Here is a 21,955-nt window from a genome sequence, read left to right on the forward strand (position 1 = left end):
ATAATAAAATCATTATTTGTGACAAATTATTTTTAATTTATTTGTAAGCGGTTATAATGCGCAATCATTTCTAACCTTAGCGTGAAAATACTGTGTTAAAAAAGTTTTGTCTCTTGCTTGTTATGACTTGCCTGTTTTTTTTGCAGGCGTGCGTGCATGATGAAGAAAGTGAAAAACAAAATTTTAAAAAACCTGATCTCAGCAAGGCTGCATCATATAATGTTCAGTTAGGATTAGGTTATTTAAAGCAGGGTGATAGGCCAAGAGCGAAAAAGAAGATTCTTACTGCATTGGAGCAAGAACCTGGCTCACCTGATGTTAATTCAGCAATGGCTTATTATTTTGAACAAACCAAAGAATTAGATCAGGCAGAGAAATATTATTTGAAAGCCATATCGCTAGCAAAAAATGGAGGCGCACAGCTTAATAATTACGGTGCTTTTTTATGTCGACAAGGTGATTATAAAAAAGCCGAAGCTTACTTTTTAAAAGCAGTTAATGATTTACAGTATTTGCATACTGCAGGAGCTTATGAAAATGCAGGACTTTGTGCTTTATCAACTCCCAATGAAGATAAGGCTAAGCTTTATTTTGCAAAAGCTTTAAATCAGGATCCTTCACGGAAAGTATCTTTTTATGAATTACTAAAACTTGAAATTAAAGCCAAACATGATGCAGAGGCATTTGCGCTAGTACAAAAGCATTCTGATTTAGTGTTGAATGACAGGGTTTTATTATCTTTAGCCAAAGAGGTTTCTGATAAAGTTGGGCAACACACTTTAGCTGCAGAATATGAACAAAGCATGAATAATTTGAATTCCAATGTCGATAATAGTGGAGTAAATAATGAATACAACAACCACACTGGATGAGAATATAGCAGAGTATAATAATAATCCAGGCGAGCAACTTGCCAGTATTCGCCAACAAAAAGGATATACAGTTGAATATGTTGCCAATAAATTGCATTTAAGGGCTCGTATTATTGAATTAATTGAAAATAATGAATTTCATTTATTACCTGAGCCTGTTTTTGTTAAAGGATATTTGCGTGCTTATGCTAAATTACTTGGCACATCTCCTGAACCTTATCTGGCAATATTTAATGCTCAGTTTGTTGTCGAGAAAAAATCTGATCGAGCGCTCCTATGGCAGCAAAGTAAACGCGAATCATATAAAGTGGAACATATTATTCGTTGGTTTACAATTTTGTTTGCATTAGGTGTGATCGTGGCTGTAGGAGTTTGGTGGCAAAAAAACAGAGATACGCAACAGATATTTCCGACAAAGACGGCTCCTGCTGATTTATCATTAAATCAAACGCCAACAATTGAAACTAAAGAGCTTAAACTCACTGACATATCAAAAATGCAATCCTTGTTAAACCCAAAACCGGAAATGTCTCCTATGGAGAAGATAGGTGACTGAACGAATTCAAGCAATCCGTGGAATGAATGATATTTTGCCTGAGACAACGGTATTTTGGCGTTCCATCGAACAGATTTTTGTGAATGCATTGTCCAGTTATGGTTATCAGGAAATACGTTTCCCACTTATTGAAAGCACCCAACTATTTAAGCGGACTATAGGTGAAGTAACTGATATAGTCGAAAAAGAAATGTATACTTTTAATGACTTAAACGGGGATAGCATTACCTTAAGACCCGAAGGAACAGCTGGCTGTGTTCGTGCTTGCTTGCAAAATGGGCTTTTGCATAATCAGCAACAAAAACTGTGGTATATGGGACCAATGTTTCGTCACGAAAGGCCACAAAAGGGACGGTATAGACAGTTCAATCAATTAGGCGTCGAGGCATTTGGTATGCCAGGTGCACTGGTCGAGTTGGAATTGATTTCCTTATGCCGTAAGTTTTGGGAGCAATTAGGATTTGCAGATTTTGTTCAATTACAAGTGAATACCTTAGGCGAATTAACCGAACGTCATCATTATAAAAAAATTCTCGTTGAATACTTGACCGCTCATGAACGTCAATTGGATGAGGACAGCAAACGCAGGTTAACTCGCAATCCATTGCGCATTTTGGACAGTAAAAACCCAGAAATGCAACAGTTGTTGGCTAATGCACCCAAATTGATTGATGTTCTTGGTGAAAGAAGTCGTGCGCATTTTCAGTCTTTCTGTGATGGCTTGGACGCATTAGAGGTACCCTACGTAATTAATCCTGTTTTGGTGAGAGGCCTGGATTATTACGGGCATACAGTGTTTGAGTGGGTTACTGATAAACTTGGAAGTCAATCCACAGTATGTGCTGGAGGACGCTACGATATCTTAGTAGAACAATTAGGGGGTAACCCAACTCCTGCTGTAGGTTTTGCATTAGGTATCGAAAGAATATACTTGCTTATGGAAACCTTGAGTCTTTTGCAACCAGAGAGTAAAAAGAACGCATTATATTTTATTGCTACGAATGAGCAGGCGGTGGTACGAGGTCTTGTAATTTCCGAATGGATACGTAACGCTTATCCAAAGATAGAGGTGTCAGTAAATACTGCAGGGGGCAGCTTTAAAAGCCAATTCAAAAAAGCAGATAAAAGCGGGGCACGTTTGGCTTTAATTTTGGGTGAAGATGAATTGGCTAAAAAACAAATTAGTATCAAAGACTTACGTAATGAGGCCGAGCAAATTACAGTGGATCAAAATATGATTAATCAGGTCTTGAAAGATTATTTAGAGTGAGTGCAGGAGAATATTATGTCAGTGTATATGACCGAAGAGGAACAACTGGAATCGATAAAAAAATGGTGGAAGCAATACGGTAATCTTGTCACCGTAGTATTATCGCTTATACTCTTTGGCATTGCCGGTTATCGATATTTGCATTGGCATCAAGCAAAGATTACTCAACAAGCTTCTGTTGCTTATGAGCAAATGATGGTTGCTCTTTCAAATCAAAATATCAAAGGAGTAAGAGCCTATGCAAATGAATTGATTCATCAACATAGCAGTACCGTTTATGCTGATGCGGCACATCTGACACTTGCGAAAATTTATGTGTCAAAAAATAAACTGGATACAGCTACAGATGAACTGAAAGCGGTTGCTACAAACAGTAAAATGCCTGCTTTAAAACAAATTGCTAAAATTCGTATGGCGCGCATCTTTGCAGCAGAAAAGTCTTATACAAATGCTCTTAAGGAATTAAGCAGTATTGATGATAAAACTTATTTACCTGTTATTAATGAATTAAAAGGCGATATTTATGGAGCTACAGGTCAATATCAAGAAGCTATGAGTTCCTATAAACTGGCTTTAGATGAAGTAAAAAATAATGGGATGGGTAATTTATTTTTGGAAATGAAAACTAATGAGATAGCAAGTAAATCGCACTCAATGATTTCTGGAGATAAAAAAGTAAAGTCCGCATAATTGTTATAGCCTGAGTGTAGCTCATAAGTTTTAGTGGTCTTTTTCACCCAGGTTGTTATTTATGTGCATAATAGTTGATCTTTTATTGATATATTTTGTAAAAATTGAGGTTTAATTTTCATGAAAATGAAATTATTTATTTTAATTCTCTGTGCGTTAGTTCAAGGATGTTCAAAACTTGATGATTATATGTTGGGTAAAGACAATACGCCACAACCTAAAGAACTCAAGCTAATAAAGGATAAAATTACAGTTGAGCAAAACTGGACAGTAGCTGCTGGTAAGTCATCTAAAAATAAAGAATATTTAAGATTGAAACCAGTGGTTCAGGGTGGCGTTATTTATACCGCTGATGCCAGTGGGTTAGTTCGTGCTATTAATAAGCATAATGGTCAGGTAAAATGGACTACGGTATTGAAGCATGGTTTAGTTAGCGGCCCTGCTGTAGCAAGTGGATATATTGCTGTAGGCACCAATAACTCGTCATTGGTTGTATTAAATAAAAGCAATGGTAACAAATTATGGCAAAAAAAGGTTACCGGTGAAATTTTATCACCGCCGGCTATTTTAGGTGGAAAAGTTATCGTGAAGACGATTGACGGTAAGGTTTATGCCTTTAATACAGCAGATGGCAAACAAATATGGATGACAGAGCATGGTTCACCCAGTTTAATCTTGAAGGCAAGCTCGTCACCCATTGCTATGGGAAATTTGGTGTTAATTGGTTTTTCTGATGGAAAATTGGATGCATTGGATGTAAAAACTGGTCGTGTTATGTGGCAGCGCAGTATTGCTTATGCATCAGGTCCAAGCGATGTGGAACGATTGGTTGATATTGATGCAGATCCTATTGTGGAAAATAATGTGGTTTATCTTGCCAGTTATCAAGGCTACATCGGCGCATTGTCTTTGTCAGACGGACAATTTATTTGGAGAAAACCAGGGTCCGTATATAAAAATATGATCTTAAGTGGTAATACATTGTATGTAACAGACAGTCATGATGTCATTTGGTCTATTGATAAACACAATGGTCAAATTAATTGGAAACAGACTGGTTTAAAAGCGAGAGTCTTAACTGAACCCGCGTTAATTAAAAATGATTTAGTAGTAGGTGACAAAACCGGCTATCTACATTTTATTGATGCGCAAACGGGTGAAATTATAGCTCGCTCGAAGGTTTCTGCTGGCGTCAGTATTTCTCCAAGCGTAGTTGGAAGAAAGTTATTTGTGTTAACAGACAATGGAATGCTTAATCAATTATCTGTGAGTTAATAAATGATCCCTGTGATTGCACTTGTTGGACGTCCTAATGTTGGTAAGTCTACTTTATTTAATAGACTTACCAAGACTCAAGATGCCCTTGTTGCTGATTTTCCTGGTTTAACTCGTGACAGACAGTATGGTCAAGCCCAACATGATAACAAACACTATATCGTTGTTGATACTGGTGGTATAGGTGTTGATGACATTGCTGTTGATAATTTAATGTCCAAACAATCGGAGATAGCACTCAATGAAGCAGATATTGTGCTTTTTTTGGTTGATGGACGAGCTGGCCTGACTGGAATTGACGAAAAAATTGCCAGCAATTTGCGTAAATTAAACAAAAAAGTCCACCTTGTGATTAATAAAACCGAAGGGCTGGATGATGACGTTGCTTGTGCTGATTTTCACTCTTTAGGAATTGCTGATATACACTCTATTTCATCATCGCATGGTAGTGGTATTAGTACATTGCTTGATGATGTTTTGTCACCATTTACAGCTCAAGCGGATAAAGTTGAAGAAGATAATGTCATTAAAATTGCCTTTGCTGGCCGTCCTAATGTCGGAAAATCAACTTTAATTAATCGAATTTTGGGTGAAGAACGAGTCGTCGTATATGATATGCCTGGAACAACCCGAGACAGTATTGCGATTCCTTTTGTTAGGGATGAGCAGCACTATATTTTAATTGATACTGCGGGGGTACGTAGAAAATCACGAGTTGATGAAAAAATTGAAAAATTTTCTGTGATCAAGACACTCCAAGCTATTGAAGAATCCAATGTATGCTTGCAGGTTCTGGATGCTAGAGAGGGGATTACCGATCAGGATATGAATTTGCTTGGCTTTATTATTGAATCCGGTAAAGCCCTAGTTATTGCAGTGAATAAGTGGGATGGTTTGGATGAAGAGCATAAGGAGCATGTAAAAAGCGAATTATCCAGAAGATTACATTTTGCGAATTTTGCAAAAATTCGGTTTATATCGGCGTTACATGGCAGTGGTGTGGGCGGATTATTTAAAGATATAAATGAAGCTTATGCTTCCGCCGTCCAATCTTTTTCAACGCCTCGATTAACTCGGTTGCTTCAAGATATCAGCATGAAACATACCCCTCCTTGTGTGAATGGGCGTAGGATAAAATTAAGATATGCCCATCTTGGTGGCCACAATCCTCCGGTAATCGTTATTCATGGGAATCAATTAGCTGATTTACCCGATAGTTACAGACGTTATCTTAGTAATGAATTTATTAAACATCTGGGATTAGTTGGAACTCCTTTAAAACTGGAATTTAAAGGCGGAACAAATCCTTTCGCAAATAAAAAAGTTAAATTATCACAACGGCAAGTGAATAAAAAAAGAAGATTAATGAGTCATGTTAAAAAGAGGTCAAAAAGCAAAAAATAAGCATTTTTTTGTGCACTGGATTCAGTATAAACTATTTTTTAGGACCGGGATCTGACTCTGATGAGGGATTTTCTTTTTGAATTTGCTCAAACATTTTTCTAGTAGATGTTTTAAAGTGGAAAAAGCTATTCCGTGGTGTGTCAATAATTGCAGCATTTGCTTCTTGCTCAATGTACTGTTTAATATCATACATTAAATCCTGTAAATTATGTTTGCCACCTGTTAATTTATCGTATTGTTGTTGATAAAGAGTCTTTAACAATTCAAATTTTTTATAACTCTCCTCCATGTCCTTACTTGAAGTCTTTGCTATTTTATCTAATCTATTATAAATTCGGTTCAAAATTTCCCACTCCACCATATTCTCAAATTTTTTCTGCATTGGCGGAGGTGGAGGATATATAAATAATTTGTCACTTATCTTGCCATTACTTAAGTGAGCTTTAAATGGAAGTGATCTTAAAAAAAATGAAGAGACATTAGGTAATGACTCTGCACTCATAGTGACTTGAGTTATATGCTTTGCAGCAGTTCTACAGTTATTATCTAATGAAACCCCTTGTCTGACTTGTTCTGGATCATAACTAGCACTCCCATCTAAATCTAGATCTTCAATTCTATTTGTCTTTGAGTTTGCCATATAGTTTAACCAGGTAAATCTTACTGCTTCATTTTGCTCTGAAGGATCACCTTTATTTAACCACGTTGAAGGAACAGCAAAGACTGCTGCATTGGATTTGTGATTTTTTTTCAGGTCTGCTAGGAATTGAATAAGATTTTTATATTGAGTTTCTGATATAGTAAACGCTTGTATGCCAATGAGGCTTTGACTTCTTTGGGGCATTCGTTCGTTGGTTAAATATGTGCCCATAAGCCCACCCCTACGACCAAACATTCCAATTACAAATTGTTCTTGGGTTTCAGAGTCCTTAACACCTATTATCATATAAGAGTGATTTTTATAGCCACACACTGCCATGAAAAATTCAGGTTTTTTGCAAGTAAAACTATCTTGATTGTATTTATATTGCATACTTCTAAAACAAAGAGCTCATATGTTATGGTATGTTTATTATAGCATTTTTTTCATTCAAAATGGAGCAATTTAAATCGAATTAAACCCTTAATTAGGATCATAAGATTCAGATATCAAATCCATCAATATTTTTTTAAACGGATGAAGATATTTGGTGCCTGTTATAGGCACCAAGAAACAGGATTGGCATAGTTATTCTGTCAGAAACAGTGCAGATAAAAACTTAATTTTTAAATCCGTAATGTTATTACATCACATGGAGCATGATTGACTGCAGCATTTGCTGTGCTTCCCAAAAATGAGTGCAAACCAGAAGAAGAATGACTGCCAATAATAATGAGCTGACAATTTAGCTCTTTCACTTTACTAAAAATATGTTCTTTAACCGAGCCTACCTCAACAAATTGTTGTTCACGTGGAATATTAAAGTTTTCTCCTATTAAAGCTAATACAGTTTGTGCATCGTCTTTGGCTGGGTTGGCTAATTCTGTAAAACCAAGGCCTTGAGCCAATTGAAAACTGGCAGGCAGTTCAATGACATGTAACAGATATAATTTAGCATTAAATTGTTTCGCAATCGCGATTGCTTTTTCTGTGAGATGATTATGTTCCTTAAGCAAATCCGTAGCAAATAAAATATTCTTATACATAGCAGCCTCACAATTGAATTTATTATTGTAAATAATAGTAGATTCTTTACTATAAGTACCTATTTTATCTCATAAAATATGAAATAATTTAGTTTGAGGAATTAATACCATCGTATTATGCATTTTCTTGAGATAACGATCGGTGCTGTATCAACTCATTAGCAAAAAGATTATGTAAGTGATTCCGATTTTAGTTTTAATTTATAATTGGGATTTATCTCAATTAGAGGAATTAAAACAAAGTTTCTAGATTGTATATATGGGTGGGGTATTACCAGTTTTTTAGAATGAATGACTTGATCTGCGTATAATAGAATATCGATGTCAATAACTCTGGGACCCCAGTGTTTTTTCCGAATTCTTCCCTGTTTTTTTTCGATTTTTTGGCAAGCGTTAAGTAGTTCTAAGGGGGATAAAAGAGTGAAAAGCTCGATCACGGCATTGCAAAAGTCTTGTTGGCCTTGTAATCCCCAAGCTTTGTTCCAATAAAAAGATGAAACCTTAGTAACAACAGTAGTGCGCAGCGCTTTTATTGATTTAATTGCTTTTCGCAGTTGACGCTCAGGTACGTGCTGATTTGAGCCCAAACCTAAATAACAAATATTCATTATGAATCACTAGCTTTAATACTTTTAGGTTTTTTACGACGGCGTTTTCGTTTCGGTAAGTCAGGGGCGAGCTGCGCAACCATTTTAGTTTGTTCTGCTTCGTCGGCATCCTGAAACGCTGTCCACCATTGTGCAAGTTCCATGGATTCGTCACCTGCAAGAGCACGTAATGCCATAAAATCATAGGCTGCTCTAAAACGTGGATGTTGTAAAAGATTAAAGGCTCTTCCTCCAAGTCTCTTGGCAAAACGGTACTGCAACAACCAGATTTCCCGAATAATTTGAGTATAACGTTTAGGAATTGAAATTACTTTATTTTGCTCTGCAAGGACAAATGACATCGCTTTTTCTATAGAAGGAAGCGGATCTATTCCTGTTTTTTGTAACTCCTTTGCACATTCAATCATAGGAAACCATAAAAGAACTGCAAATAAAAATGCTGGTGTTACTGGCTTTTCTTCATGAATACGAGTATCTGTATTCTCAAGAGCGATCGTTAATAACGCATTTACGGGATAAGTACTGTTTAATAGTCCATGAGTTTGAGGACACAGATGTTGAAACAAGCCATATTGCATGAGCAATCCTTGCACTGTTACTGCATTGCCGCATTGATATAGCTTAGTCATTTCATCGAATAAACGTGAGTTGGAAACATGAGTAATAAGATGACTAATCTCAGGAAAGGGCGCTTCAGTTTCTCGTGCAAGTTTGAAATTTAATTTTGCACTAAAGCGAATTGCGCGTAGCATGCGTACTGGGTCTTCCTGATATCGTTTTATTGGATCACCAATCATACGAATGAGCTTTTCTTCAACATCTTTCACGCCACCAGTAAAATCAATAATCGATGAATCATTTATATTGTAGTAAAGTGAGTTAATCGTGAAATCACGTCTCCAAGCATCTTCATCAAGGGAACCATAAGCATTATCCCGAACCAACATACCTCGTTCATTTGTTAGCTGACTTTCATCAATAGCTATATGACTTCTAAAGGTAGCAACTTCAATAATTTCGCGGTGGAAGAGTATGTGAACAAGCTTGAAGCGACGACCAATAATTCGTCCATTTCTAAATAAATTTTTAACTTGATTGGGTGTTGCATCTGTAGCTACATCAAAATCTTTGGGGGCTTTATGCAACAATAAATCTCTGACGCTACCTCCAACAATGTATGCCTGAAATCCAGCACCAATTAAGCGGTTAAGCACTTTGAGCGCATTGCTACTAATGTCCGCTTTAGATATGGAATGCTTATTCCTTGGGATTATATAAGCTGAAGCAACAGGTTGCACATGAGCTCTGTTTCTCTTTAGCAGCTTTTTGATAAATTTGATGATCTCTGTATCTCACAAGATTAATATAACGTAGATATTATATCGAAGCCAAAGAATAAAGTGAATCATTTGCCTTTATAAACATCATGCTTTCAATAAAGTTATGCTCTAGATTTTACAGAAAGATATAGGTAAATCTCAGATAAAGAGTATATTATATATTTTTTCAATTTCTGATATCAGAGGATTTGATGGATTTTATTGATATTACGGTAGGCTTAATCGTTTTAATCATATTGGAAATTGTTTTGGGAATTGACAATCTGGTTATTTTATCTATTTTGTCTGAAAAATTACCTCCCAAACAGAGAAAAAAAGCAAGGCGGTGGGGACTTACACTTTCTTGGGTTATGCGTTTGATTTTATTAGCGGTAGCAGTTGATCTAATCAAATTGACTAAACCGTTACTTTCTGTGGCTCATATGTCGTTTTCTGCACGCGATTTTTTTCTTATGGGAGGTGGCGCTTTTCTAATTTGGAAAGCAACAGAAGAAATTCATCAGGATGTGACTACTGAGCCGGTATTAACGGGTGAAGCGAAGACTGTAGCCTTTAAAACAACCTTTAAAGCGGTTATTTTCCAAATTGCATTAATGGATATTATATTTTCTTTAGATAGTGTATTAACTGCCGTGGGATTAACTTCACATTTTTGGGTCATGGCTGTCGCGATTACATGTGCTATTCTCATTATGGTCTTTGCCAGTGAAGCAGTAAGTGCATTTATTAAAGAATATCCCACAATCAAAATGCTTGCTCTAAGCTACTTAATTCTAATTGGCATGGTGCTTGTTGCTGATGGATTTTCTTTCCATATTCCTCGGGGATATATTTATTTTGCCATGGGTTTCTCATTGGGAGTGGAGGCACTGAATTTGATAAAACATTCTCGAAAAAAACGAAAACATCGTTCAGGAAATTAATTATGTTGTATATTAAAGCGTTTCATATCATTGCTATGGTTGCCTGGTTTGCTGGATTATTTTATTTACCAAGATTGTTTGTTTATCATGCCGATACTCATGATGAGACAAGTCTCATTCGTTTTAAAGTAATGGAAAAAAGACTTTATTATGGAATAACTTGGCCTGCTGCAATAGTGACAACTTTATTGGGATTATGGCTTCTCAGTTATAATCCAGTCTATTATCTAAAGGCAGGATGGATGCATGCCAAATTGAGTCTTGTCGTTATTTTATGGGTTTATCACTTATTATGCGGGCATTATTTAAAGGCATTTGCACAGAATAAAAATCAAAAGCACGCCCGTTTTTTTCGTATTTATAATGAAATGCCGACCTTATTGTTGATAGGGATTGTGATTTTGGTTGTGGTAAAACCGTAAATTGTAACCTGGGTGCAGCGCAGCGAAACCCAGGTTACAATTTTATAAAAACATATAACTTAGAGTGCAGATTTCTTCTAAGTAAGGAAACTTATTCCATTTCTACCATGTCAAAATCTTCTTTACCGGCTCCACAATCTGGACAGAACCAATTTTCGGGCACATCTTCCCAACGTGTACCTGGTTCAATTCCATCTTCAGGCCATCCTTCGGCTTCATCATAAATAAAACCACAGATGACACAAATATATTTTTTATATTCTTGCATGATAATACTCGTTTAAAAGGGCGTAATTTAGCTATTGTGGGCTTCGATGTAAAGATAAAGCATTTTTTTGCCAATTATTAATAATGTCTGTAATATTATACCGCATAATTATGGAGATTTTTTATGACACGTTCAACAGATTTATTTCATCAAGCCCAAACGCTTATTCCTGGAGGCGTTAATTCACCAGTGCGCGCGTTTAAAGGGGTTAGTGGCGATCCTATTTTTTTTAAACAAGGTAAAGGTGCATATCTTGTTGATGTAGATAATAATGAATATATTGATTATGTTGGCTCTTGGGGACCGTTAATCCTTGGACATTGTCATCCTGCTGTAATTGAGGCAGTGAATAAAGTGCTTCATAGTGGTATGAGTTTTGGAGCACCTACCGAACTTGAAGTACAACTGGCTGAAAAAATCATCTCCTTAATTCCTTCAATTGAAAAAGTACGTATGGTGAACTCTGGTACCGAGGCAACAATGACTGCGATTAGGTTGGCTCGTGGAGTAACCAAGAAAAATAAATTTATTAAATTTAATGGTTGTTATCATGGGCATAGCGACAGTTTGTTAGTTAAAGCGGGTTCTGGTGTTCTTACATTAGGTATCCCTTCAACTCCAGGAATTCCGCAAAGTGTTACCGAGCATACTCTAACCGCAAATTTTAATGATCTAGAGCAAACTGCACAGTTATTCGAAAAATTTCCTGATGATATTGCTGCAATAATATTGGAACCTGTAGCTGGGAATATGGGATTTGTTTTGCCTGAGCCTGAATTTCTGAAAGGATTACGCCAATTATGTGATCAATACAAAACTTTATTGATCTTTGACGAAGTAATGACTGGTTTTAGAGTGGGGTTAACAGGGGCCCAAGGGATTTTCGGGATTACTCCTGATATTACTACTCTTGGTAAAGTGATTGGTGGTGGCATGCCTGTAGGTGCTTTGGGCGGCAGAGCAGAGATTATGTCTTTTTTGGCTCCTGAGGGACCTGTTTATCAAGCAGGTACATTATCTGGTAATCCATTAGCTATGGCAGCAGGTCTTGCAACTTTATCCGAGATTGAAAAACCAGGTTTTTTTGCCAAATTAAGTCAAACTACCCAAGCATTAACTTTGGCATTGTCTTCTGTTGCTGAAACATTAAAAATCCCATTTTTTAGCGCTTCATTAGGTGGAATGTTCGGTTTTTGTTTTACAGAGAAAAAGCATATCGCTGATTATGCAGACATTGCTGCATCAGATGAGGTTTTATTTAAAAAGTTTTATCACGGAATGTTAGGAAAAGGTGTTTATTTTGCTCCTTCCATGTATGAAGCCGGATTTGTTTCCAGTGCACATGGAGACAACGAAATTATTAAAACGCAAATGGCTGCTGAAGAAGTGCTTAATCAATTAAAAAGATAACATTTTCCGAGGTGTTTCCGTAAGCTGCAGTGCAGCGTAACCCAGGGTTGAGAGGTTAATTTAACTCCGTTTCGCAGCGCTGCATTAGGCAACAAATATCGAACAAAAAAAGATAAAAAATAAATTTTTAAAATACCCTAGACAGTAATTTTTTCACATGTCATATTCAGAGACGTTCTTTAACAAGGAAGTAAGATGATGTCGATCATGACAAACAAAAAGGAATTCATACAATCGATGCCGCAAGGAATTGTTCCTCTTTTTTTTATTCAGATTGTTTCTACGTTAAGCTTCAGTGTTCTTTATTCAACGCTTGTTTTATACATGGAAGGACGATTAGGTCTTCAAATTAGTACTGCTAACAGCGTCATGGGTGTTTTCATTGCTTTTAATTATGGGCTGCATTTGCTTGGTGGTTTTTGGGGAGGGCGTTTGCTCTCTAATCGCGCATTGTTTTGCGCGGGAATGGTGGCGCAAATTATAGGTTGTATCCTATTGTCATTTGGCGATATTTTCTTTCTTTATTATGGCTTGGCAGCTTTCTTAACGGGTTCTGGTTTGAACGTGACTTGTTTAAATTGTATGCTAACTCAACGTTTCTCTCCAGAAGATACTCGACGTGAAACAGCATTTCTTATGAATTATGCAGGTATGAATATTGGTTTTTTTGTTGGCTTTAGCTTAAGCGGTTTATTTCAGCTGACTCAGAACTATGAACGACTCTTTCTTCTTAGTAGCTTGGGAAATTTGATTGCATTAATTATTTGTTTGTATTGCTGGCAACAATTAGCAGATAAAGAAACGATTTTTTCTAGGAAAGATAAAATATCCCAAAAAAAAGCCATTTTTTTAGGGGTTCTTCTGATTGTATTGCTCCCATTTCTTTTAAGCCAAATGCTTCAATATGCAGATTGGGCTAAAAAATTAGTGTTGGTAACAGGCCTAGTTATGCTAGGTGTAATTTTGTATTTGGCAAGACAACAACCAACAAAAGAAGCAAAAGATAAAATAGTTGCTTTTGCTGTACTTATGATTGTGGGAACGGTCTTTTGGATGCTTTATCAAATAGCACCCATGGGACTTACAGTCTTTATTGACCATAATGTACAACGTGATTTTGCAAGTTGGGTCATTCCACCACAATGGTTCCAAAATATTAATACAGTAGCTATTGTTATTGGGGGGCCATTATTAGGGATTTTACTGCATAAGATGCGCAAAAACGGGGTGCAAATTAATATTCCTACTCAATTTGCATTGGCATTGCTTTTTATAGGTATTGCTTTTGTCATATTACCTATTGGTATCGCTTATGCCAACTATGAAGGGTTAGTGAATCCCAGCTGGATTGTCTTGAGTTATATTTTGCAGAGCATTGGTGAACTTTTAATATCCCCAATTGGTTATGCTATGATAGGATATTTAGCCCCTTCATCATTACAAGGTGTGATGATGGGCATGTGGATGTTAAATACGGGCGTAGGTGCGGCCTTGTCTAGCTACAGTTCAAATATGATGATCGAAGGACAAGAGAGCATTTCACCTTTAGTAACTAATGAGGGTTACAGCCATGTGTTTTTAATGTTAGGTCTGTTTGCAATTGGTTCTTCAATTGTACTTTTTATCATGGTTCCCAAGCTACGGCAGTTGATCCAGGAAAAAAAACCAGCTGAATTACAAGAAGCCAAAGGGATGGCTACGAATCGAGTGGTTGTATGTGAGTAATTTTTTTGTACCTATAAATAAGGCAGAGTTGGAGTGGCATGGAACTTTGCCTTTCTCAACACAATATGATGATATTTATCACTCATCCGAAGGTGGGATTAATCAAGCACTTTATGTATTTATTGATGGAAATGACTTAATCAAGCGTTGGCAATCATTTTCTTCTGATGAACCGCAAAGATTTACCATAGCAGAAACTGGTTTTGGAATTGGCTTGAATTTCCTTGTGAGCTGGAGTTTGTGGGAACAATATGCTCCTATGTCATGTCAATTACATTTTATTTCCTGTGAAAAGCATCCTTTATCTCTTACTGACTTAACAAAAAGTCTTGCTTCCTGGCCACAATTGGAAAAGCAAGCCCAGCAACTTATAGCAAGTTATCCTGTATTAACTCCTGGATATCATCATCTTTCATTTTGTGATGGTAGAGTAACGCTGACATTAATGTTAGGAGATGCCCTGGAATGCTATGAACAGCTATTAATTTGTGGCGAGCCCTCGCTTGAGAGTCAACTCAGAACAGCTTTTATTGACGCATGGTTTCTTGATGGTTTTGCCCCAGCCAAAAATCAAAATATGTGGTCTGATGCTTTGATGAAAGTAATTGCTATGTTGTCTAAAGAAGAAACCACCCTGGCAACTTATACCGCTGCAAGTTCTGTTAAAACAAGTTTAAGTCAACATGGATTTGTTGTTAAAAAAAGAAAAGGGTTTGGTCCTAAACGTCATATGGTTTGCGCTCGTTTTGCGCAAATGCCATCACAAAATACCACAAAACGTCATACTCCGTGGCATGTGGGGAAAGCAGAAAAGTACTCCAGTAAATCAGCGGTAATTATAGGCGCTGGTTTGGCGGGTTGTTTTACAGCGCATGCTCTTAATAAGCGAGGGTGGAACGTAACGATTATTGATGAATTAAGTCAAATAGGAAGCGGTGGATCAGCAAATCAACAAGCGGTCTTATTTCCTAAACTATCTGCGTACAGCTCTCCATTGACTCAATTTATGTTGGCTGCATTTTTATATGCTGCACGAACTTACCAATGCATCTTAAAGCAAACAAAAATTGGTGAGTTGAGTGGTTCTTTGTTACTTTCTTATTCTGATAAAGAAAAGGCAGCGCAATCCAGCTTACGTTCTTGGTTGACCCATTATCCAGAGTTAGGGACTCTCGTAGATATGGAACAGGCTTCGCAATTAGCAGGATTTTTATTAGATAAACCCGGACTGTATATTCCTTTGTCAGGATGGATAAACTCTCCGGAATTATGCCAATTTTTAATTAATACGGAAGGTATTTCTTTATTGACTAATACCGTAATCAACCAATTGGTTTTTGATAAGCGATGGGTTGTGAATGATTTGGAAACTGATGTTCTTATTTTAGCGAATGGTCATAAAATCAATTCATTTAAAGAAACGAAGCATTTGCCTGTTAAACCCATTCGGGGACAAATGACAGCAATTTTATCAACCGAGCAAAGCGCTTGTTTAAAATTGCCTTTATGTGGGCAAGGGCATGTGCTTCCTGCAATACAGGGTATTCATCAGTTAGGCGCCACCTATGAGTTAAAATCAGCAGAATCTCAAATAAAACTTCAGGATGATCAGAATAATTTGGCAAAGCTTAAACAATTAGCACCAGAGGTTTTATGGTCTGATGAGGTAAGTAATCATTGGGCAGGAGTTCGGGCGTCAACTCCTGATTATCTTCCTTTAGTTGGCAAAATCGCAGAGGCGGAACAATTTGTGGCGCAATTTGCTCGCTTGGAAACAAATGCAAAACGTTGGATAGCTCAAGCCGGTCCCTATTATCCTGGACTTTATGCCTGTGCTGGTTTTGGTTCTCGAGGTCTTACAACAATTCCCTTATGCGCAGAATGGCTAGCCTCGGTAATCAATAACGAAATGAGCTGTTTGCCCAGAAATTTGCATTATGCTTTATCACCTGCACGTTTCTTACGTAAAAATATAATTCGGGGTGGTATTAAAATCGATTGAGATGAAATTCTCATTAGAGCATAATACTAAACCTATAGTTTGGGCAAAGCAAAACACTTGAATTCACAAAGGAAATCCAAGTTCTGCTTCTTTATGCTCAGATTACGTTAGTTTATATCATATTAAGATCAAGGAGTGACAGCTAATGGCGAGTTCCATGGGCAAAGTCTTCAAACAGACAGTCAAAGAAAATAAACCCCTACCCGTATTGGGTACCATAAATGCTTATTCTGCTATGCTTGCGCAATTTTCTGGAGCTAAAGCAATATATCTTTCAGGGGCAGGTGTTGCGAATGCCTCTTATGGTATACCCGATCTTGGCATGACCAATCTATCACAAGTTCTTGAGGATGCACGCCGAATTACTGACGCGTGTCCTTTACCTCTTCTTGTTGATGTTGATACAGGATGGGGACATGCGTTTAATATTGCCAGAACCGTAAAACTTATGGAGAAAACAGGGGTTGCAGCCATTCATATTGAAGATCAGGTACTGGCAAAACGATGTGGGCACAGACCCAATAAGGCGATTGTGTCTTTGAAAGAAATGGGCAACCGAATTAAATCAGCAGTTGATGCACGGCAGGATCCTGATTTTGTCATCATGGCGAGAACAGATGCTTATGCTGTTGAAGGAATGAATGCAGCTATAGAAAGAGCATTGCTTTGCGTCGAATTAGGCGCTGATATGATATTTCCTGAGGCGATGACTCGTCTGGAGGAGTATCAGACCTTTACTCAGGCAATTCCTGTGCCTGTGTTGGCGAATATTACTGAGTTTGGTAAAACTCCTTTATTTAATCGTGACGAATTGAAACAGGTTGGCGTCTCGCTAATTTTGTATCCATTGAGTGCATTTAGAGCGATGTCCCAATCAGCGTTAAATACTTATAGGGCAATTCTTCAAGATGGAACGCAACAGTCCGTGATCGATAAAATGCAAACTCGTGAAGAGCTTTATGATGTGCTTGGTTATTATCAATACGAACAAAAACTAGACCAATTGATGGAGGAAGACAATGAGTGTTAAAAGCGGCGGTTTAGCCGGTGTAGTTGCTGGTCAATCAGCAATTTGTACAGTTGGACTAGCAGGAAAAGGTTTGAATTACAGAGGCTACTCGATTGATGATCTAGCAGAATATGCCTCGTTTGAGGAAGTAGCGTATTTATTACTTTATGGGCGATTACCTACTCAAAAAGAATTGGATGAATATACAAAAAAACTAGTTAGTCTTAGAACATTGCCTGATGCTTTAAAAACTGTATTGAAACTAATCCCAAAAAACACACATCCCATGGATGTTCTACGAACTGGCTGTTCCTTTTTGGGAACAATTGAACCAGAAGATAGTTTTTCACAACAGCATCACATTGCGGATAGATTATTAGCTTTATTCCCAGGAATAATGTGTTACTGGTATGCATGGCATTTTCATAATAAAGAAATTTCTGGTTTAAGTGATGAACAAACAACTGGGGCACATTTTCTTGCATTATTACATGGGCGTGCACCAAGTAAATTAGAAGCTCAAATGATGAATGTATCATTGATTTTATATGCTGAGCATGAATTTAATGCTTCAACCTTTGCTGCACGAGTTACCGCAGCAACATTGGCTGATTTTTATTCTGCGATCACAAGTGCTATTGGTACTTTAAGAGGTCCTTTACATGGAGGGGCTAATGAGGCAGCAATGGAGCTTATAGGGCGTTTTGATAATCCTGACCAAGCTGAAACTGAATTAAAGAAAATGTTGCTTAATAAAGCGCTCATTATGGGATTCGGACATCGAGTCTATACGACCAGCGATCCGCGTTCTGACATCATCAAAAAATGGTCATTTCGCTTGGGTGAGGAAAAGGGCGACCTTCTTTTATATCATATTTCAGAACGCATTGAAGAAGTCATGTGGAATGAAAAAAAATTATTTCCCAATCTGGATTTTTACAGTGCTTCGGCATACCACTATTGCGGCATTCCTACATTCTTGTTCACGCCGGTTTTTGTTATGTCGCGTATTACGGGATGGTCAGCCCATGTCTTTGAACAAAGAGAGAATAACAAGCTGATAAGACCCACTTCTGAATATACCGGACCTGAACCCCAAAAGTTCCCGGCTATTGAGACGAGGGGGTAGTTGTTCAATCTATATCATTTATGTGATGAATGAAGCAAAGTGATGGGAAACCGCAGTGGCACTGACATTAAGTTAAGGAGCAAAGCGCCATATCTAGATCCCGTGGCTTTGTCCGCGAGATTTAATGATGGTGCGGGATTCCTGGCCGCGGGACGTAGGATAAGATGTAATTTGTTAAATGACGGTTTCTAAGATTGAGCGAGTTAATCTGATGAGAAACAAATATCTGGATAAATAATGGACAGAGGTTATTATGCACAGCTATGTAGAAGATAATATTAAACCTGATTACGATCAGGTTATGATTGATATTGCGGATTATGTGCTAAACAAAAAAATTGATAGCGCTGTAGCCTATGAGACAGCACGTTTATGCCTCATGGATACATTAGGTTGTGGTATTTTGGCATTAAATTTTGCTGAATGTACTAAACTCCTGGGCCCAGTTGTTCCTGGCGCTACTCTGGCTGGCGGAGCACGAGTTCCAGGCACAGCATATGAATTAGATCCAGTACAAGCGGCTTTCAATATAGGTGCTATGATACGTTGGCTGGATTTCAATGATACCTGGCTGGCGGCAGAGTGGGGGCATCCTTCTGACAATTTAGGTGCCATCCTTGCTGTAGCGGATTATATGTCCCGACAAAATTATGTCAAGGGCAATGCGCCAATTTTAATGCAGGATGTGCTTACTGCTATGATTAAGGCACATGAAATTCAAGGTTGCCTCGCTTTGGAAAACAGTTTTAACCGAGTAGGGCTGGATCATGTGTTTTTAGTAAAAGTTGCTAGTGCTGCTGTTGCGGCTCAGCTTTTTGGCGCTGATAAAGACATGATGTTAAGAACTCTATCTCAAGTTTTTGTCGATGGTCAAAGTCTAAGAACATATAGACATGCACCTAATGCGGGATCAAGAAAATCGTGGGCTGCAGGAGATGCCACTTCAAGAGCAGTTCGCTTGGCGTTAATTGCTAAAGCAGGAGAAATGGGTTACCCAAGCGCATTAAGTGCTCCAACCTGGGGTTTTTATGATGTGCTTTTTGATAAAAAAATATTTAAATTTCAGCGCCCTTATGGCAGTTATGTGATGGAAAACGTGTTGTTTAAATTATCTTATCCTGCTGAGTTCCATGCGCAAACTGCGGTCGAATGTGCTGTGATGTTACATCCTATTGTGAAGCACCGATTTGATGATATAGCCCGAATTGATTTAGTGACACATGAGTCGGCAATTCGAATTATTAGTAAGCAAGGTGCTCTGCACAATCCTGCTGATCGGGATCATTGTTTACAGTATATGGTTGCTATAGGCTTATTATTTGGTGATTTAAAAGCGGAACATTATGAAGATGATGTTGCAGCAGATCCCAGAATAGATATATTGCGTGAAAAAATGCATGTTACTGAAAATGAACGTTTTTCTCGTGATTACCTTGATCCGGAAAAACGTTCAATTGCAAACAGCATCAAAATAATTTTCAAAGATGGTACTGAGAGTGATTTGATAACCGTAGAATATCCAATTGGCCACAAACGCAGACGTGAGGAGGGCATTCCTGTTTTAGTATCCAAATTTAAAAAGAACTTAAGTACTCAGTTTTCTGTAGAACGCGTTGAGCGAATCATGCAGGCAATGAGTGACACAAATACACTTGCAGCAATGAAAGTGGATGATTTTATGCAACTCTGGGTTGTATCGTAGTTCTCCAATGGCCTGAAGAACGTATGGAACGCTGGATTATTAATATCCGGGTTCCACTATGTTATGTTGAGCCGTTTGCTTATCCTTATTAAATGTATATAATTTAATCAGGTGTCGAATAAGTGGCTAGGGAGAAGCGATGAAATTAAAGCAAATATGCCTCTCTGTGTTATGTACCCTGTTGATGCTTGATAGTTCTTTGTCCGTAGTGCAAGCCAGTCCTGCCGCTAATGAAAAAGTTGTTTCTGTATATTTGCTTATTGATAATCCTGCGCAGCTTCAACAGTATGTTAACGATTTGCTTAAACTCAAAAAACCTAATTTTAATCGTGTTATTTTTTCATTTGTTAGACCATCATTGATTGATTATCAGACTGGTAATCTCGCTAAAACGGGTATACTTGGTTATTTTACGGATCATGATGGCAAAGGTGCTCAAGCTTTTGATCAGTTAAAAGCAGCAATCAAATTATCCGAAGAGAAAAATATTCAAACATTTCTCTCTGTGGGCGGCTGGAATTACAGCTGTAATTTTGCAGTAGCGCGCGGAGCTTGTGGACCTGCCTCCTCAAGCATAAATCAAGCTTTTTACGATTGGTTTCCTGACCCCACTGATCCTGATAGGGAGCAGGCATCCAAAGCAAAAACCTCCTATGCAAATTTAGTCAAATTAGCGAATGATTTAGGGGTGGATGGCATTGATTTTGACTATGAAGAGTTTTGGCATGCTGATCAATATGCAGTTTCTTGGGGGCCTAGTTCAAATGGTGAATGGTCAACAGATATAGCACAAAGTATACTGAATGCAGGAGGGCCAACATACAACAATCTCATGAAGTATGGGATAAATTCTGGTTCTTCTTATGTTATGCCTAAAACAATTGATAAAGTAGATGCTATTTTGCATGCACTAATGGATGACCCAGGGGCAAAGTATCTCAAATTTGCTACAGCTGCACCTCCTGTTGGTGCTCGTCCAATTACAGGTTTTGTATATGGAGACAAATATCCTGATATATATACCAAGGGTGGGCTCTGGTGGAAAGGAAATTTGAAAGGGTTATGGTATAACCTTACGGATAAAGATGCGGCAATAGTTTCACGCTTTGATAGCTTGGGTCTGATGACCTATGATTTATGCGGAGATAATCCAGTCGAATGCGCTCCTTATGCTAATGGGCCTTTGGATTTACCTGGTCAAGTCAGCGCGTATATGAAAGACTATACCAATTGGTTGAAAGCAGAAGTCGTTAGCAAACCCAGTTTAACCGTTGATAACATCGGAAAAGTGACTTTTTTACCAGCCAAATATTTTATTAACGCAAAAATACAATTTGGTTTTGAAGTAAATCAACCCGCCTATCCTCAAAATATTAATGGCCAACTTCAACTGACTAATCAATTGGTTAATGAAATTCTTGCGCAACAAAAAAACAGTGGCGGAGTTATTATTTGGCAAATGTATTCTAAGCGAAACACCTCTGTACCTGATGCTACTACTGTAAAATATACTATCAGCCAAAGTTGTAAAACTTTTTTAGCTAATGATAGCCGATATGATTGTGATGCAGATTTTCCTAGTGCTGCCAACTAGTTTCTTTTGAATGGGATTGAGATTAACCTGGGAGCATACTGCGCTTATGCTTCCTAGGGTTTGCTGCGCT

20 protein-coding genes are annotated in these 21,955 nt (G+C 37.7%); 15 read left to right on the forward strand and 5 right to left on the reverse strand.

Going from position 1 to position 21,955, the window contains the following annotated elements; genetic code table 11:
* The first annotated feature begins 92 nt into the window (after window positions 1-92).
* The 6 genes from pilW (at window position 93) to der (ending at window position 6,067) form a co-directional block, all read left to right on the forward strand.
* Entirely contained in the window at window positions 93-872 is a 780-nt protein-coding gene (pilW, locus tag DY223_RS07965) for a type IV pilus biogenesis/stability protein PilW (protein ID WP_058457778.1), read from the forward strand.
* Window positions 847-1,428, forward strand: a complete 582-nt coding sequence (locus tag DY223_RS07970; RefSeq protein WP_058457779.1) for a helix-turn-helix domain-containing protein — start codon at window positions 847-849, stop codon at window positions 1,426-1,428. Before pilW ends, DY223_RS07970 begins: the two co-directional genes overlap by 26 nt.
* Window positions 1,421-2,698, forward strand: a complete 1,278-nt coding sequence (hisS, locus tag DY223_RS07975; RefSeq protein ID WP_058457780.1) for a histidine--tRNA ligase — start codon at window positions 1,421-1,423, stop codon at window positions 2,696-2,698. The genes DY223_RS07970 and hisS overlap by 8 nt, the downstream gene beginning before the upstream one ends.
* Window positions 2,699-2,713: 15 nt before the next feature.
* The gene (locus DY223_RS07980) at window positions 2,714-3,388 is read left to right on the forward strand and encodes a YfgM family protein (protein WP_058457781.1); all 675 of its coding nucleotides are present in this window, start codon (window positions 2,714-2,716) and stop codon (window positions 3,386-3,388) included.
* A 120-nt stretch (window positions 3,389-3,508) separates the two neighbouring features.
* On the forward strand, window positions 3,509-4,663 hold the full coding sequence (gene bamB / locus DY223_RS07985) for an outer membrane protein assembly factor BamB (protein WP_058457782.1): 1,155 nt from the start codon (window positions 3,509-3,511) through the stop codon (window positions 4,661-4,663).
* Window positions 4,664-4,666: 3 nt separating this feature from the next.
* The gene (gene der, locus DY223_RS07990; RefSeq protein WP_058457783.1) at window positions 4,667-6,067 is read left to right on the forward strand and encodes a ribosome biogenesis GTPase Der; all 1,401 of its coding nucleotides are present in this window, start codon (window positions 4,667-4,669) and stop codon (window positions 6,065-6,067) included.
* 31 nt (window positions 6,068-6,098) lie between these two features.
* On the opposite strand, the gene DY223_RS07995 is transcribed toward der, so the two are convergent.
* The 4 genes from DY223_RS07995 to pcnB form a co-directional block, all read right to left on the reverse strand.
* The gene (locus DY223_RS07995) at window positions 6,099-7,100 is read right to left on the reverse strand and encodes a hypothetical protein (protein ID WP_058457784.1); all 1,002 of its coding nucleotides are present in this window, start codon (window positions 7,098-7,100) and stop codon (window positions 6,099-6,101) included.
* 233 nt (window positions 7,101-7,333) lie between these two features.
* Complete coding sequence (locus DY223_RS08000) at window positions 7,334-7,753, reverse strand: universal stress protein (RefSeq protein WP_058457785.1); 420 nt, start codon at window positions 7,751-7,753, stop codon at window positions 7,334-7,336.
* A 170-nt stretch (window positions 7,754-7,923) separates the two neighbouring features.
* Entirely contained in the window at window positions 7,924-8,361 is a 438-nt protein-coding gene (gene folK, locus DY223_RS08005) for a 2-amino-4-hydroxy-6-hydroxymethyldihydropteridine diphosphokinase (protein ID WP_058457786.1), read from the reverse strand.
* Window positions 8,361-9,683, reverse strand: coding sequence for a polynucleotide adenylyltransferase PcnB (gene pcnB, locus DY223_RS08010; protein WP_058457787.1), 1,323 nt, complete (start codon window positions 9,681-9,683; stop codon window positions 8,361-8,363). Before pcnB ends, folK begins: the two co-directional genes overlap by 1 nt.
* A gap of 209 nt (window positions 9,684-9,892) precedes the next feature.
* Between pcnB and DY223_RS08015 the strand changes: the two genes are divergently transcribed.
* Entirely contained in the window at window positions 9,893-10,624 is a 732-nt protein-coding gene (locus DY223_RS08015) for a TerC family protein (RefSeq protein WP_058457788.1), read from the forward strand.
* Window positions 10,625-10,626: 2 nt separating this feature from the next.
* Window positions 10,627-11,046 (forward strand): protoporphyrinogen oxidase HemJ, encoded by a 420-nt coding sequence (gene hemJ, locus DY223_RS08020; RefSeq protein ID WP_058457789.1) that lies wholly within the window; start codon window positions 10,627-10,629, stop codon window positions 11,044-11,046.
* A gap of 91 nt (window positions 11,047-11,137) precedes the next feature.
* Here hemJ and DY223_RS08025 read toward each other — a convergent pair whose 3' ends face one another.
* Window positions 11,138-11,314: a rubredoxin gene (locus DY223_RS08025; RefSeq protein ID WP_019232400.1), complete on the reverse strand. Its 177-nt coding sequence runs from the start codon at window positions 11,312-11,314 to the stop codon at window positions 11,138-11,140.
* A 123-nt stretch (window positions 11,315-11,437) separates the two neighbouring features.
* Here DY223_RS08025 and hemL point away from each other — a divergent pair, with 123 nt between their 5' ends.
* The 7 genes from hemL to DY223_RS08060 all read left to right on the forward strand — a co-directional run bounded on the left by hemL (window position 11,438) and on the right by DY223_RS08060 (window position 21,885).
* Window positions 11,438-12,724 (forward strand): glutamate-1-semialdehyde 2,1-aminomutase, encoded by a 1,287-nt coding sequence (gene hemL, locus DY223_RS08030; RefSeq protein WP_058457790.1) that lies wholly within the window; start codon window positions 11,438-11,440, stop codon window positions 12,722-12,724.
* 198 nt (window positions 12,725-12,922) lie between these two features.
* Window positions 12,923-14,449 (forward strand): peptide MFS transporter, encoded by a 1,527-nt coding sequence (locus DY223_RS08035; protein ID WP_058457791.1) that lies wholly within the window; start codon window positions 12,923-12,925, stop codon window positions 14,447-14,449.
* Window positions 14,442-16,451, forward strand: a complete 2,010-nt coding sequence (gene mnmC, locus DY223_RS08040; RefSeq protein ID WP_058457792.1) for a bifunctional tRNA (5-methylaminomethyl-2-thiouridine)(34)-methyltransferase MnmC2/FAD-dependent 5-carboxymethylaminomethyl-2-thiouridine(34) oxidoreductase MnmC1 — start codon at window positions 14,442-14,444, stop codon at window positions 16,449-16,451. The genes DY223_RS08035 and mnmC overlap by 8 nt, the downstream gene beginning before the upstream one ends.
* Before the next feature lie 145 nt (window positions 16,452-16,596).
* Window positions 16,597-17,481 carry a methylisocitrate lyase gene (prpB, locus tag DY223_RS08045; protein ID WP_058457793.1) on the forward strand — a complete coding sequence of 295 codons (885 nt, stop codon included), beginning with the start codon at window positions 16,597-16,599 and terminating at the stop codon, window positions 17,479-17,481.
* Window positions 17,471-18,589 carry a bifunctional 2-methylcitrate synthase/citrate synthase gene (gene prpC / locus DY223_RS08050; RefSeq protein ID WP_058457794.1) on the forward strand — a complete coding sequence of 373 codons (1,119 nt, stop codon included), beginning with the start codon at window positions 17,471-17,473 and terminating at the stop codon, window positions 18,587-18,589. Before prpB ends, prpC begins: the two co-directional genes overlap by 11 nt.
* Before the next feature lie 253 nt (window positions 18,590-18,842).
* Window positions 18,843-20,291, forward strand: a complete 1,449-nt coding sequence (locus DY223_RS08055) for a bifunctional 2-methylcitrate dehydratase/aconitate hydratase (protein WP_058457795.1) — start codon at window positions 18,843-18,845, stop codon at window positions 20,289-20,291.
* A 139-nt stretch (window positions 20,292-20,430) separates the two neighbouring features.
* On the forward strand, window positions 20,431-21,885 hold the full coding sequence (locus DY223_RS08060; RefSeq protein WP_058457796.1) for a glycoside hydrolase family 18 protein: 1,455 nt from the start codon (window positions 20,431-20,433) through the stop codon (window positions 21,883-21,885).
* The last annotated feature ends 70 nt before the right edge of the window (window positions 21,886-21,955 follow it).

It is taken from the genome of Legionella bozemanae (assembly GCF_900450575.1).
Classification (GTDB): Bacteria; Pseudomonadota; Gammaproteobacteria; order Legionellales; family Legionellaceae; genus Legionella; species Legionella bozemanae.

Bases quoted from the DNA above. Each gene is read 5' to 3' on its own strand.
- DY223_RS07970 (WP_058457779.1), top strand. From the start codon at position 847: ATGAATACAACAACCACACTGGATGAGAATATAGCAGAGTATAATAAT.
- DY223_RS07980 (WP_058457781.1), top strand. From the start codon at position 2,714: ATGTCAGTGTATATGACCGAAGAGGAACAACTGGAATCGATAAAAAAA.
- bamB (WP_058457782.1), top strand. From the start codon at position 3,509: ATGAAAATGAAATTATTTATTTTAATTCTCTGTGCGTTAGTTCAAGGA.
- der (WP_058457783.1), top strand. From the start codon at position 4,667: ATGATCCCTGTGATTGCACTTGTTGGACGTCCTAATGTTGGTAAGTCT.
- DY223_RS07995 (WP_058457784.1), bottom strand. From the start codon at position 7,100: ATGCAATATAAATACAATCAAGATAGTTTTACTTGCAAAAAACCTGAA.
- DY223_RS08000 (WP_058457785.1), bottom strand. From the start codon at position 7,753: ATGTATAAGAATATTTTATTTGCTACGGATTTGCTTAAGGAACATAAT.
- folK (WP_058457786.1), bottom strand. From the start codon at position 8,361: ATGAATATTTGTTATTTAGGTTTGGGCTCAAATCAGCACGTACCTGAG.
- DY223_RS08015 (WP_058457788.1), top strand. From the start codon at position 9,893: ATGGATTTTATTGATATTACGGTAGGCTTAATCGTTTTAATCATATTG.
- hemJ (WP_058457789.1), top strand. From the start codon at position 10,627: ATGTTGTATATTAAAGCGTTTCATATCATTGCTATGGTTGCCTGGTTT.
- DY223_RS08025 (WP_019232400.1), bottom strand. From the start codon at position 11,314: ATGCAAGAATATAAAAAATATATTTGTGTCATCTGTGGTTTTATTTAT.
- hemL (WP_058457790.1), top strand. From the start codon at position 11,438: ATGACACGTTCAACAGATTTATTTCATCAAGCCCAAACGCTTATTCCT.
- DY223_RS08035 (WP_058457791.1), top strand. From the start codon at position 12,923: ATGTCGATCATGACAAACAAAAAGGAATTCATACAATCGATGCCGCAA.
- prpB (WP_058457793.1), top strand. From the start codon at position 16,597: ATGGCGAGTTCCATGGGCAAAGTCTTCAAACAGACAGTCAAAGAAAAT.
- prpC (WP_058457794.1), top strand. From the start codon at position 17,471: ATGAGTGTTAAAAGCGGCGGTTTAGCCGGTGTAGTTGCTGGTCAATCA.
- DY223_RS08055 (WP_058457795.1), top strand. From the start codon at position 18,843: ATGCACAGCTATGTAGAAGATAATATTAAACCTGATTACGATCAGGTT.
- DY223_RS08060 (WP_058457796.1), top strand. From the start codon at position 20,431: ATGAAATTAAAGCAAATATGCCTCTCTGTGTTATGTACCCTGTTGATG.